This is a genomic window from Glaciecola sp. 33A, assembly GCF_002836745.1.
GTDB lineage: Bacteria > Pseudomonadota > Gammaproteobacteria > Enterobacterales > Alteromonadaceae > Glaciecola.
Map to the genome: position 1 here is coordinate 65000 of NZ_PJAR01000032.1, position 13877 is coordinate 78876.

Annotated in this window: 13 protein-coding genes; 7 read left to right on the forward strand and 6 right to left on the reverse strand. The window is 42.4% G+C overall.

Annotated elements, in window-relative coordinates:
- Positions 1-25: 25 nt before the first annotated feature.
- The gene (locus tag CXF81_RS05965; RefSeq protein WP_101180454.1) at positions 26-997 is read right to left on the reverse strand and encodes a 6-phosphofructokinase; all 972 of its coding nucleotides are present in this window, start codon (positions 995-997) and stop codon (positions 26-28) included.
- Positions 998-1489: 492 nt separating this feature from the next.
- Between CXF81_RS05965 and CXF81_RS05970 the strand changes: the two genes are divergently transcribed.
- The 3 genes from CXF81_RS05970 to CXF81_RS05980 all read left to right on the forward strand — a co-directional run bounded on the left by CXF81_RS05970 (position 1490) and on the right by CXF81_RS05980 (position 3680).
- Positions 1490-1846, forward strand: a complete 357-nt coding sequence (locus tag CXF81_RS05970; protein WP_101180455.1) for a PBPRA1643 family SWIM/SEC-C metal-binding motif protein — start codon at positions 1490-1492, stop codon at positions 1844-1846.
- Positions 1847-1986: 140 nt separating this feature from the next.
- Positions 1987-2544 carry a class I SAM-dependent methyltransferase gene (locus CXF81_RS05975; RefSeq protein ID WP_101180456.1) on the forward strand — a complete coding sequence of 186 codons (558 nt, stop codon included), beginning with the start codon at positions 1987-1989 and terminating at the stop codon, positions 2542-2544.
- Between the two features lie 26 nt (positions 2545-2570).
- Positions 2571-3680 (forward strand): class I SAM-dependent methyltransferase, encoded by a 1110-nt coding sequence (locus CXF81_RS05980; protein WP_101180457.1) that lies wholly within the window; start codon positions 2571-2573, stop codon positions 3678-3680.
- A 206-nt stretch (positions 3681-3886) separates the two neighbouring features.
- Here CXF81_RS05980 and CXF81_RS05985 read toward each other — a convergent pair whose 3' ends face one another.
- Positions 3887-4162: a hypothetical protein gene (locus CXF81_RS05985; protein WP_101180458.1), complete on the reverse strand. Its 276-nt coding sequence runs from the start codon at positions 4160-4162 to the stop codon at positions 3887-3889.
- Positions 4163-4858: 696 nt separating this feature from the next.
- Here CXF81_RS05985 and CXF81_RS05990 point away from each other — a divergent pair.
- A complete protein-coding gene (locus CXF81_RS05990) occupies positions 4859-5065 on the forward strand; it encodes a hypothetical protein (RefSeq protein WP_101180459.1) in 207 nt (68 codons plus the stop codon).
- A gap of 104 nt (positions 5066-5169) precedes the next feature.
- Positions 5170-6213: an alpha/beta hydrolase gene (locus CXF81_RS05995; protein WP_101180460.1), complete on the forward strand. Its 1044-nt coding sequence runs from the start codon at positions 5170-5172 to the stop codon at positions 6211-6213.
- A 138-nt stretch (positions 6214-6351) separates the two neighbouring features.
- Here CXF81_RS05995 and CXF81_RS06000 read toward each other — a convergent pair whose 3' ends face one another.
- The 4 genes from CXF81_RS06000 to CXF81_RS06015 form a co-directional block, all read right to left on the reverse strand.
- A complete protein-coding gene (locus CXF81_RS06000) occupies positions 6352-6588 on the reverse strand; it encodes a TIGR02647 family protein (protein ID WP_101180461.1) in 237 nt (78 codons plus the stop codon).
- A 152-nt stretch (positions 6589-6740) separates the two neighbouring features.
- Entirely contained in the window at positions 6741-9878 is a 3138-nt protein-coding gene (locus CXF81_RS06005) for an efflux RND transporter permease subunit (protein WP_101180462.1), read from the reverse strand.
- A gap of 5 nt (positions 9879-9883) precedes the next feature.
- Positions 9884-10978 carry an efflux RND transporter periplasmic adaptor subunit gene (locus tag CXF81_RS06010; protein ID WP_101180463.1) on the reverse strand — a complete coding sequence of 365 codons (1095 nt, stop codon included), beginning with the start codon at positions 10976-10978 and terminating at the stop codon, positions 9884-9886.
- 215 nt (positions 10979-11193) lie between these two features.
- Positions 11194-11850, reverse strand: a complete 657-nt coding sequence (locus tag CXF81_RS06015; RefSeq protein ID WP_101180464.1) for a hypothetical protein — start codon at positions 11848-11850, stop codon at positions 11194-11196.
- Between the two features lie 354 nt (positions 11851-12204).
- Between CXF81_RS06015 and CXF81_RS06020 the strand changes: the two genes are divergently transcribed.
- Complete coding sequence (locus CXF81_RS06020) at positions 12205-12747, forward strand: YaeQ family protein (RefSeq protein ID WP_101180465.1); 543 nt, start codon at positions 12205-12207, stop codon at positions 12745-12747.
- 43 nt (positions 12748-12790) lie between these two features.
- The coding region (locus tag CXF81_RS06025) for a 1-acyl-sn-glycerol-3-phosphate acyltransferase (RefSeq protein ID WP_101180466.1) at positions 12791-13877 on the forward strand (1087 nt) is incomplete at its 3' end.

The following is a 13877-nucleotide window of genomic DNA, read 5'->3' on the forward strand; positions in this document are numbered from 1 at the left end:
AACGTCCTTGCGCCGTTAGGGTCTGTTATCCACAAAACAGGGTTAAAAGACGTTTTAACTCAGTATCGACCAGATGTTTTTTTACAACGCCTTCAATAGGACTTAACGACGGTTTATTGTTGCAAAAACCGGCGATTTTACCGGACTCCCCTTCTATAAGGGCTGTTGTTGCAAGCACGCCTAGCCGGATCCCTAGCATACGGTCTTGAGCCGAAGGATTGCCGCCCCGCTGTATATGACCCAGTTTAGCGACTCGTAACTCTATGTGAGGATTAACGATCCTAATTTGTGACATTACTTCTTCAACTCTCAGGGCATCACCTTCAGCTACCACTACGATAAACGCGTCTTCGCTGTCGTAATTCTTGATCTTATTTAAAAGATAGGTGATATCTTCATCACTTTCAGGGATCAGTATTGAGTCTGCGCCACAACTAAGGCCAGAATATATACCGATGTAACCAGAATCTCGGCCCATGACTTCAACTAGAAATACCCTGTTATGAGATTCCGCAGTATCTCTTATATTATCAATACACTTTATTGCTGTATTGACCGCTGAGTCAAACCCGAGCGTGTAGTCAGTGCCAGTAATGTCATTATCTATGGTGCCAGGAATGCCAATAAAAGGAGTGTTGCTGATGTTTGCTAGCGACAACATACCTCGAAATGTGCCATCGCCACCAATAGCAATAAGTGCGTCGAGATTATTTTTTTGAATTGTTCGTAATGCTTTTTGTTGCCCCAGCGCAGTCATGAAGCGATCACTACGAGCGGTTTTAAGGAGTGTGCCGCCAAGATGCATTATTCTTTGCAGTTGCCTACAATTCAGTGGTATTAAATCATTATCTATAAGACCTTCAAATCCCCGACGTATGCCGCTAAGTTTAATGCCGTAGCTTTCAACTGTTTTAGCCACCGCAAATAATGCTGCATTCATTCCAGGAGCATCACCACCTGATGTGAAAATACCGATATGCTTAAGTTTGTTCACCATAATTATCTGTCTACTATTGATGCTTCACGTAGTTATACACCAAGCTAACACGGCCAGTAATAAAGGGGTAATACTTATAGGACATTGATCATTGTTGCTAGAAATTAGGCACTTTGATAAATGAGCTCAGCTAAAATAGGTAATCTTGCTCAAGGTCAATATCGTCCGCAGAGCATAAGCATATTGGCAATCAACCTGCGCTATCGCATCGACATTCTCAAATATGACTAAACGTCGAAGCGTTGGATATGTAATTCGCTTGAGGGCGCGTTCAATGCTGAATTCAAAAATAGCAGTGTAATAAAATTTTTCAAAGAGAGACTGCCACACCTGTCTGTTCAGTTAAACGAATCTCAATAGGCGGCAAGAATGGCGGGTTTACCACTTTGTAGCTCTTATTAGTAGGCTGTTTTGGCGAGACAAGGTACTATTGGTTGTATTGGTAGAGACCACCACATTGGTGGTTACCGTTTACAGATTTTTGGATCATACATGTCAGATAAATTCTTTTTTCAAGGCCGCCAGGACGCACGTCAAAGCAATCTTAAATTCGGTTATGAAAGGAATGCCAACCGCATACCCGGTAGTAAAAAATATCCCTTGAGTTTGGTTGTTACCAGTGAGGAGCGTAAGCAAGAAGTGCAAAGCGCAGTTGCTGAAGCACATCTATTTGCCGAGGTGAAGATTGATAGTAGGGAAGGTGCAGTTGAATCTATCTTTGAGCTAACCGCGCTCCTTGTCAGAAAGCAGGCGGTTAAGGTTGTTAAGGTCCCTGCTCGCAACGATCCCTGTAATTGCGGCAGTGGTAAAAAATATAAGAAGTGTTGCGCACTTACTTTAACACTGTAAGCGCTCGCTTTAGACATCAAGAAAGGTGGCCTCACAAGGCCACATGAATATCAGTTTAAAGAGGGAATACACCTTTGAGTTTTTATGAAAATAATATTCTTCCACACATCATAAATTGTGCGTGTTCATCAAGTGCAATAATGAAACTCAGAGAAAAAGTCGTTCCCTTAGCTTATGGACATGTTTTAGAAGTTGGCATGGGGTCTGGGGTTAACTTAGCTTTATATAATCCGAACAAAGTTAACATGATATGGGGGCTTGAACCTTCCCTCGGAATGCGCAAAAAAGCGATGAGCAACGCAGCTAAATCACCTATTCAGGTTGAGTGGTTAAGCCTCCCAGGTGAAAAAATTCCACTTGGTGATAACTCAGTTGACTCAGTAGTATTAACTTATACGCTGTGTACTATTGATGATTGGCGAGCAGCGATGAAGCAAATACACCGCGTATTAAAGTCTGACGGTAAAGTTCTATTCTGTGAGCATGGTCAGGCTCCTGATAATTCAACTCAAAAATGGCAAAATCGTTTAAATAGTTTATGGAGTAAGGCTTTTGGTGGCTGTAATTTAAATAGGCCTATGATTGAAAATATACAAAGCTGTGGCTTCACTATCGATTGGTTTGAAAGTGATTATATAAAGGGGATGCCAAAATTTGCGTCTTACATTAGCTTTGGTGTAGCAGCTAAAAATAGGTAAAAACGTAATCAAAGCAGGATTGCTAATTGTTCCGATATAATGAGTATCTGGAAATGCATCAGCCTGTTAAACTGTTGCGCAAACATCAACATGAGACGGCCATGGTTAAGACTAATGACGACAACAACAGCGGTGACATAAGCGCCAACGAAACAGACGGCAGCGGAGGTCTTCACCGGATGTCTTATCGTGATGTCGCCATGCACAAAGTAATGCTGCAGGATCTTGTGCGCACAGAAGCCTACGAAAAATCTATAGGTGCCGTGGTCAAACCCAATCACAGTGTGCTGGATTTTGGATGCGGCAGCGGTGTGTTGTCAATGTTTGCTGCTCGCGCAAATGCACACAAGGTAATAGCGGTAGACCGTTCGCCTTTTATCAAGAATGCACAAGCCATTGCACTCGCTAATGGCTTTGAGAACATCTCCTTTTATCATGACGATCACGATTCCCTACAACTTGACGAAGAGGTCGACGTTATCGTTTCAGAGTGGATGGGTCACTGCCTGTTTTACGAGGCTATGCTGGAACCTCTGCTAACGGTAAGGGATCGTTATTTGGCCAAGGGCGGTATAATGATCCCGGCCCAATTGTCTTTGCACGTAGGACTGGTCAATGATGAAGATGTACTGGAGGATTTGTGTTTTTTACGGGACTCTCCCTACGGTCTCGACTTTGCGCCCATAGCCCAAGTGCCGTTTCAGCAATCGGATTTGGTCGCGCTAGAGCCTGATAGTTTGTTGGAAAGCGTCGCCGATATGGGCTCACTGGATATGCACACTATAACTAAAACCGATACGCCAAGAGTATTCACCACAACGCTTGTACCGAGCGAAAAGACTGAGATATTTGCGTTGTGTGGCTGGTTCAGCGCGCAGTTAAGCGCTGGCGTACAATTTGGCACCGGACCCAACGACATACCCACTCATTGGGATCAAATTTTGTTTCCACTGCCTGAGGCCTTTAGTGTTGATCCGTCACGCGAGTTAACCATTACCTTATCTCCTCAAACTGAGCAAGTAGGCAAGGAACAATTTTGGTGTTGGTCTATTTCAGACGGGGAGAAAACATTAACGGTTAACGAGCAGCAACTGCAACGACAAGCAATGGTTGAGGTGCCTCAGGGTAAGTTGTGAACTAATGCTGTGAGCGTTTCACCTACTCGTTGTTGGTTAAACGGTTTCTGTGTTTCTTGCCATGTTTGAAGATAATTCAGTGCTAGCAGTTTAGTCCTTTCCATGGATTTGTTTACGAATTGCAAGCATAGCTATCCTTACGAACTACTGTAAGCACTAAATTAAGATGCAGACACTTTCTAAACTTACTACACTTTCTACACTTACTAGTATTGTCTATGAGACCACTTTAAACCCAAGCCATTATCGGTCTTATGCACCACCACTGCATGATGACTTGCCTGATAGCTTAGATTTGGATTATGACAAAACTTAACCGTTAAGGAAGAAGCACTGTGAGCATCAACTTTATTTTGGCAATTTTTAACAAAAATACCACCTAAACAGTAATCCTTAGTTTCAAACTCGCCGTATTTTTCTTTGCCATTCCACAATTCTACTTGTTCAATTACTGATGAACGTTCAGCACATCGATATTCCATTAAAAACCTCCTAATAGTAAATAGTCGGATAGTGGCTTGTGTGTGATTTTTAGCCACATTTCTGAGTATAGTCATTCACAACAAAAGCGTTGTGTAAGCTTGTTATATTTTAAGAATATTTAAATATAAATGACTATTATTTAAATCTTAAGAACTAGCAAAATAAATCTATTGGCAACGATATTGACCCACACCTATATCTTATTAACACGTCGGTATACCTAATGGTTAGGGCAAAACTAGGTGTATCGATGCTGAGATAAGGAAATTACATTTGTTGAATACATCATTTTAGCTATAGGCCTGCCTTAGCTCACGGTTTACGCCATTACGGTTGCTATCACATACTGGATAAGAGCGGCACTAAAAAGAAGAGGCAAGAAATTTCTGACCAAGATGTAAATAATTGGAAAGAGAACGTTGAACGTATGTTTGTATGCGATACTAGAACGGGAAAAAGTCCATGTCCCGACATACAAAAGGTGGACGACTTAGAATGATTGGTCGGTAATTTTTTTTAACCTAGTATGCTAAGAAATATACCCAAATAACGTCTGTGAACTGCCAACTTTAATATGATACATGGCGTGGACTCTCTGTAATGCCAGATCACCGGACATTAGCATTACATCCACCCATTCAGTTACAATCTTTACTAGCTAAAATGCACATTTTAAACTGAGAAGGACATAAAAAATGGATGAGTCATCGATCATGCTTTGGAGTGTTTTGTTTTCTGGAATAGGAATTGGCTATTTTATTTATGGTAAAAAACAAGAGGCTCCAATTCCGCTATTTACCGGTTTGGCACTCGTTGTCTTTCCATATTTTATGCCAAATTTAAGCTTGTTACTGTTGGTTGGCCTAGCATTGATTGCGCTGCCGTATTTTATTCAAAGCTAATGGATGTGTGTATTCATTCGCAAGCAATCACTTGTTTGAGCCGACGTAATGGTGCATAGAATCGATATCAAACTATATGGTTTCACACACATTGGGAGTATTACATGAGTAAAATTAATGACGATCCAAGAATAGATCCGCGCATAAAGGCAATATTTGGCAAAATAGCCATGGGCGGTGTGCGTGACGTTGAGAGCCGAGAAGCGGCACTGGAGGCAGCTAATACTGAAAAGGCAATTGCTACTCGAGAAATGATAGGTAAGTTTCTCGCCACGTGTGATTCACAGGAGATCGCGCCATCCGAAGGCCTCATCATTACTGATAAGACCTTCAAGTCTGACCCTGATGGCAACAGCATTAAGATCCAATTTATTCGTCCGCATAATTCCGCTATCCTACCTTGTGTCTATTACATTCACGGCGGTGGTATGGCGAACTTATCCTGCTATGACGGCAACTACAGCGCGTGGGGGAGACTCATTGCGGCTCAGGGTGTTGCCGTGGCGATGGTGGATTTTCGAAACGCCTTGGTTCCTTCATCTGCGCTCGAAGTAGCGCCTTATCCGGCTGGTTTGAATGATTGCATATCGGGTATAAAGTGGATCAGTGCAAACAGCGAGTCTCTTGCAATAGATAAGTCGCGCATCATTGTGTCTGGTGACAGTGGCGGCGGCAATCTGGCGTTGGCGACAGGTTTACGTTTGAAGCAAGATGGTAATTCTGAGTTGATCAGTGGTATTTATGCGCTGTGTCCCTACATTGCAGGTCAGTGGCCGCTGGTGGAGAATCCGTCATCGATAGAAAATAATGGCATTCTGCTGGATTTGCACAACAATCAGGGGGCAATGATCTACGGTATTGACGAATTCGAAAAGCGTAATCCCTTGGCTTGGCCCGGCTTCGCTACCGAAGATGACGTGCAAGGGTTGGTGCCGACTATGATCAGTGTTAACGAGTGTGATCCGCTGCGTGATGAAGGAATCAACTTCTATCGCTTACTATTGCGTGCTGGTGTTAATGCGAGATGCAGGCAAGTGATGGGTACCATCCATGCGACTGAGGTTTTCCCAATAGCCTGTCCGGATATAAGCCGCGAGACGGCCGCCAGTATCGCTAGTTTCTGCTCTTCAACAATAGGTGTTTTATGACGCTAATGTTGGTATTAACCAGATACTGGGTAACATCCATGCACAGTCAAATGGTTGCAATTCCGGCAAGAGAGATTGAAGGTAGTCCAGTAAGCCCTATAGCGCTAGAGCTTACTTTTCAGACGACTGAAAAACGTATTACGGATGCGTTAGGGCCGATTGTATTACTGAGGCATGTTCAGCAAGATCATGTCCTAAGTCCGTTAAATAGCCACCATCAGGCTGGTTAACAATGCCTTTTTCAAATAAACGTTTTGCTGCAGCTACCATACTTGGATCAGCATCATTGTGCACTTTAAGCCCTTGCATCAAGCTCTTGTTTGGAAATTTTAAAATAAGATTGAGTTCTTCGGTAAGCTCATTATTGAAAGGCATAGGCTTCTCTTATGGGGTTGAAGTGCGACTAAAAAATTGTATATCGTAAGCATATATCTGAAACAAAAAAAATACAAAGAATGATCATTAAATTTACATCTTTATTGACCGAGAGCCAACTAAAATCTGGCTCTCGGTGGTTATCCTTTTATTTAAACTGCATTTATCTTTGTGTCACTTGTGTTTTCTGCACTTCTAATGTCAGTTTCATCATCATTCAATTCATCGGGTGAATGATTCGATGCCAAAACCATATAAACACTCGGCAGCACTAACAGAGTAAATAGGGTCCCTACCAACATACCTGCAACCAATATAATCCCGATGCTGTTTCTCGCCTCCGCGCCCGCACCAGTGACTAATACTAATGGGAAGTGGCCCAAAACAGTAGCCGCAGTTGTCATTAACACTGGCCTAAGTCTGGTTTGCGCAGCCAATTGTATGGCTTCTAATTTGGTATAGCCTATTTTCTGCATATGGTTAGCAAATTCTACTATCAAGATGCCATTTTTAGCGATAAGGCCCACCAAGGTAATAAAGCCGACCTGCGAGTAAATGTTGATCGTTGTAAAATCTAAAAACGCAAACATCATTGCACCGGCAAGCGCTAAAGGAACGCTACCTAACAAAACCACTAGTGGGTCTCTAAAGCTATTAAACTGGACTGCAAGTACCAGAAAGACAAATATCAGTGCAACTAACAAAACACCTTCAAGGCTATTTCCTTCAAGTCTTATTTGGCGTGACTCACCAGCGTAATCAATACTGTAGTCAATAGGAAGAAGTCGCGCAGCAGCGTCTTCCAGTGCGCGCAATCCTTGCTCTTTAGTGGTTCCAGGAATAACTTCGCCATAGATCCTAAATGCGTTTTTTTGTTGAAACTTACTCAATACGCGCGGTGCAGTTTCGGTCACCAACGTCGCGATAGTGCGAACGGGGACTAAATCACCGGCGGGCGTACGAATTTGAAGATCGAGTATGGCATCGGGGTTTGCTCTTCCTGCTTCGTCAATCATAGGAATTACGCGGTAAGCTCGTCCATCTTGATTGTAGCGATTAACGAAGTTACCCGATAGCAACACTTCCAGTTGTCGACTAACGCTGGTTAGGTCCATGCCTAAGTCGGCAATACGTTCTCTATTTAAATTAAAGCGCGCTTGGGGTAAATCAATCTTTAAGTCAGTATCTGCAAAAAGGAACTTTTCACTGGCAATAGCAGCTTGCACCATTTTATTTGCATTCACCTTCATATCTTCATAAGAATCGGTGCTAAGTACGACCAATTCAACTGAAAAATTACCGGATGTCGGCAGGGCCGATTCCAAAACAGGGAACGCTTTCAGTCCAGTTACAGATGAAAGAGAGGCGAAGGCTTTCCAAAACATGTCTTGTGTGCTCTGCTCTCTCTCGCTAGGTCCAACAAAATCAACCCCACTGAATGCACCCAATGGATTTACGATTTGCCACATGAACTTCGCGCCCTCAAGTTCTTTCATGGTGTCTACAATACCGTCCATTTTGTTCATGGTGTACTCTAAAGAAGCGTCAGGCGAAGATTCGACAATAACGTTAATACTTGATTGGTCTTCCGATGGTGCGAGCTCCTTTAATGAAAATAAATAGAATGGGACTGTAAGCAAAGACAGGAATATAGCTATGGTTAGGACTTGCGCTTTCCATTCAATGGTGCGAATTAACACTTTTCCATAAGCTGTTTTTAGGCGTTCAAAAAAGCCGTTTACTTTGCGCGTCAACTTGCCCTCTTTACCACCTTCTGGCGACGCATAAGCACTCATGATAGGAGATAGCGTGATGGCGACAAAACCGGATATCAACACGGCAATAGCTAAGGTAAAAGCAAACTCTTTAAACAATGCGCCAGTGAGTCCGGATAATAATCCAATAGGGGCGTAAACAGCTGCAAGCGTAATCGTCATGCTGATAATCGGCGCCAGTAGCTGTCTTGAGCTTGCCAGTGCGGCCTCCATTCTGGTCATACCTTGGCGCATATATCGAGCGACGTTCTCCACCACAACGATAGCATCGTCGACCACTAAACCGACCGACAAAACGATGGCGAGCACGGTTAGCAGATTCAGCGTGAAGCCCATCAATGTCATGGCTGCAATGGCACCTAGAATAGAAATGGGTATCGTAATGAGAGGGACTAAGGCGGTTCTAAATGAACCCATCATGACAACTACGACCAACCCAACTAGAAGGATGGTTTCAGCTAAAGTGATGAAAATTTCTCGCAATGCACTGCGCATATAAATAGTGCCGTCATAGCCATCGGTAATACTTAAACCTTGGGGTAATGTTAGATTTATTTTATCCAACATTTTATACACACGATCGCCGATTTCTATTTCATTGGCGCCAGGCAATGGCCACACAGAAATGTATAAAACGGTTTTTTTGTCTAAACGAGAACTCACCTGGCCCTCTTCCTCACCTAGTTTTACTTCGGCAATATCTTTAATTCGTACCTGGGCACCATCTACTTGCCGAATAATAAGGTTTTCGAATTCTTCGGCGCTGCTAAGTGAGGTATCGGTTAATAGGCCGATGCGTTGCCGCGCGTTTTCACTGCGCCCCACAGTAGCAACCAGGTTATTTGCGCGCAGTGCCTCAGAAACGTCATCGGCGGCAACGTCAAGGGCCGCCATCTTTTCTGCATTTAACCAAATACGCATTGCTGGAGAACGCCCGCCTTCAAGTCCAACACGCTGTACACCGGGGATGGTAGACAAACTAGGCACAACACGACGAGAAAGATAATCAGTAACCTCCAAGCGCGACATACCCGCGATTTCTTCATCGTAGTTAACCGTTAAATAGAACACAGCAAAGGGTCTGTCGGCCCTTACTACCTGAACAGAAGGGTCTTCAGCACCAGAGGGTAATTCAAAGCGGATTTGGTCAAGCCTTGATGAAAGTTCAGCTAATGCCCGTGTACTATCAACGCCAAGGCGCAACCATAACGTTACCGTACTAACGCCGGATGTTGTGTTTGAATCGATGTAGTCGATACCAGGAACAGAAGCCGCTGCTCGTTCGATTGGTTCTGTAATAAAACCTTGCACGACTTCGGCTGATGCACCTATATAGGGTGTAACAATTTGCAGTGATGCGCTCTCAATTTTTGGAAATTGTAGTATCGGTAATTCAATCGCTGCGCGAATACCTACCAAGCACAGGGTGAGTGATAATACGATGGCTAGAATAGGGCGCTTACAAAAAACATCCATGATACTAGGTTTGCCAAGGTCAGGTTTTGGATTATCCATAATCCTTATTCGCCTTGTTCATCGGTATAAACTAGAATGCCTTCGCGCAATTTGAACGAACCCTGCGTGGCAATAATATCGTTTAATTGCAGGCTATTACTCGACGCGATATCGATGATACTACTTTCATTTTCTTTCGAAATAACCGTAACAACCTGACGAACGGCGCGCCAATTGTTGTTGTCATCTTTGCTCAATTTAAAAACATAAGTACCAAAAGCATCGTGTCTAATTGCCTTAGTCGAGAGTCGAACTACTTCTCGTGGGGAATAAACCGGTAACGAAACTGAAACGATCGTGCCCGGTTTTAATTTTAATTGGACTGTTGTCAGTTCTGCGCGCACCCTCAAGTTTCTGGAACGCGTGGATATTTCTTGATCAATTGCCGCGATGACTGCGGTTGCATCAGCGAATCCCAAGCTAGTGGAACTGACAGTGACTTGGGTTCCTAACGTTAAGTTTGAATAAGCTTGCGGGATATTAAAATCGACCCATACGGTATTTGAATCACTAACCAACTTTGTGGTCATTGTGTCAGCGGCTAAAAATGCGCCGGTCTCGAGTTGGTGCAGTCCTGCTTGACCAGCAAAAGGCGCAATAACAGTTTTCTTGGCAATAACTGCTTCAAGTGACCGTTTGCGTGCATTTGATACGGCCAATTGTGCTTTAGCTCTATCGTACTGTTCGCGGCTCGAAGCACGCTGTTCGAGCAATTTTTCAAAGCGAGTAACGTCAAGTTCGGCAATCATGATTTCGGCATCAATAGCGTCTAATTGCGCTAACTCGTCATCAACTTGCATTCTTAGCAGAACCGCACCTTCCTCGACTTTCCCGCCCGATTTGAAGCCAATGTAAGTAACAACACCTTCTAGTTCGTTGCGAATTTCTAAGCTGTGGATGGGTAAAACTGAGCCAATGAGTCGCAAACTAGGTTGCCAAGTCGATGTTGCAACTGTTTCAACTCTTACGGTTTCACTGGGCTCTGGAAATGATGCGCCAAAAGCTTGCGCTGCCATAATCTGGTTGAATTTAACAAACCCAAGTGAGCCAACAACGGCAAAACAAAATACAATTGCTACCAACCAACGACGCCAATGCATCCAATGCTCCTATCCATGTAATCAAAAAGGTCCATAGCCAGCATATATTTACACCAAGTAACTATGGAATAGCTAAACACACAGCATAACCTAATATGCCGCCAGACATCATTATTACACGGTTAATTTAGGATAAGTTCATGAATTGCATAATTGTCATTCAAAGGGCTGCATAAAACACCTAAAATTGAGAATAGACAGGAATTATTTGCACCTTAGAGCTTGGGGTTAGAGTCGAACATCGCCTTCATTTTATTAGCAAACGCGACGAAGTTTTCTTTCATTGTGGTTTTTAGTTTAATACTCAATTCGGAGAGGATAACCACACCTTCAATGTTAATTGTAGGGGCGTGAAGTGATGCAACCGATGGTGCTTTATTTTTTGAGCTGCCGAGTATACAAAAAGCCTTTGATAGTACATTCACATTTTCAGGAACGAAAATTTTATCACTACCCAGTATGCTCATCACTTTTATCGTTACGCTAGGACTAGTAAAGCGCGCGTCGGTGAAGTCAAGAATTGAGCCTCCAAGGATCGTAAATAGTCTAATTTCTTTGGGTACAATCCAAACACCGCTGCGCTCGGTCTCGCCCAAAACATTAACCAGCGTTTCGCTGTCTTCGGCAGGAACTTGGCTATAGTGTACAGAAAATTGCTGTTCTTTATGTTTCTTCAATGTATCGTCTGGTGCAGCATCTAAATCTTGAATTTGGTCAACCATTTCTTGGTGAGATGATGTCGCAATAACAGCATCTAGTCGGCGCTCAAAAGCGTCATTAGAAATAATGCCATGGCTATAATTATGAATAAGCACGTCAATGACTTCTTCTTTTACTTGTTCGATGGGTCTATCTTCTAATTTTACTGGCATAGTCATATTCCTTTATTGTCGTTATGCCAACCCATAAAGCAAAGGGCGTACCAAAAATAATCCACATATAAAACATCGTGTTAAATTATTTTAAAATTGCTTGCTTGGTCATATTTACGAATAATTAGCATTATAAACGAAATATCACACTTTTACCCAAGTGTTCTCTTTATCTAAAATACGCGAGCACAGTCCGTCAATTTGATCTTGTTCAGCTAATCGATGCATTCTTTTAAAAAGATAATTTATATGTAGTGTACACTCTATCTACACGCATTTTAAAACGTGCGCTCAAACGTAATTTGTGCCGAATTATAAAAACGCAGAAACCCTAACTGATCAACTGAAAACTCAATGGCTCTTAAACCTACAATATATAAATTTAATATCACGCTTGCTGATATAAACAATCATCATTATCCCAATTTAAATTTGACTGTCGCACAACATCCTTCTGAAACGATCGAACGTATGATCGTTCGTTTACTGGTATTTTGTCTTCATTCCTTTGACGATAGCGAGAATTTATTGGCTTTCACCAAAGGGCTAAGTTCGGCAGACGATCCCGATATTTGGCAAAAAACATTGGATGATCAATTGTTGAGTTGGATTGATGTTGGAGAGCCAAGTTTTGATAGAATGAAGAAAGCCTGCCGACTGGCAAAAAATACATTTGTGTATAGTTTCAATACAAAATCTGACGTTTGGTGGAAACAAAATAAATCGCAATTTGAAACGCTACCCATTCAGTTTTTTGCGTTTCAATGGGCGCAAATTCAGGCCTTAGCTAAACAAGTGGAACGCAAGTCAAGTTGGTCTATTACTATAAGCGATGACTCGTTGTATGTGAGCACAACAATTGAACAATTAGAAATGAATTGGCGGGTTTTAAAGTAGACCCACCTTCGTGCAATATAATAAGTAAGGTAAAAACCAAGATATGACGTCTAAATTTGACGAAATCAGGCCATATGACAATGCTGATTTACCCCTAGTCCTAAAAAAATTAGTTAATAACGAAGAATTTATTTGCACTTTAGTTGCCTTTCGTTTTGCTAAATGGCCTCAGTTTTCTAAACCAATATTTGGTTTTTTTATTAAACGATTTGTTAGTAAAAAGATAAAAAACATAGCAAATTTACGTGACTTTCAGGTCATGGTTGAACCTTACATGCAGCGCATGCTAACCAAGACGACAAAAGCATTGACTGTCACTGGCCTGGACACCCTTGATTTGTCTTCACCATACTTGTTTGTCAGTAATCATCGAGATATTGCGCTTGACCCGGCTTTCGTCAATTGGGTGTTGCACGTTAATGGGCAAGACACGGTTCGAATTGCGGTTGGTGACAACTTGTTAAGCAAAGGTTGGGTTGCTGACATTCTTCGTTTGAATAAGTGTTTTGTGGTTCAACGCTCTGTAGAAGGACGTAGAGAAAAATTGGCGGCTGCTAAGTTACTCAGTGAGTATATTGAATGTTCGCTGAAAAACGATAATCAACACCTTTGGATTGCACAACGTGAGGGTCGAGCAAAAGACGGCATTGATGTCACTAACCCTGCTATTATTTCTATGCTGTCTTTAAATAAACCCAAAGATATTGATTTCTCTGACTATATTGCAAATTTAAGTATTGTACCTGTTTCTATTTCCTACGAATTTGATCCATGCGATGTAAGCAAAGCAAAAGAGTTGTGCCAAGCTGAAAAAGTGGGCGGTTATGACAAGCCTGATGACGAAGACATGCAAAGTATCGTGAATGGTATAACCGGTCAAAAAGGCAGAGTGAATGTGCACTTCGGTAAACTTGTTGGTAATCAATTCGCCAATGCGAAGGAGGTTTCTGCATTTATCGATAAAGAAATTTTGTCAGGTTACCAAACCTTTTCTACGTCCAGCGTTGCACTCTCTTTGTTGCATGGTGAACATCAAAATACACAAGCTAAGACTGCTCCATCTAACGAAGAGCCAGTAAAGCATGATGCGGAGTCTCAACTAGCGAAGCGTAGTAAAGAGTCTCAACTAG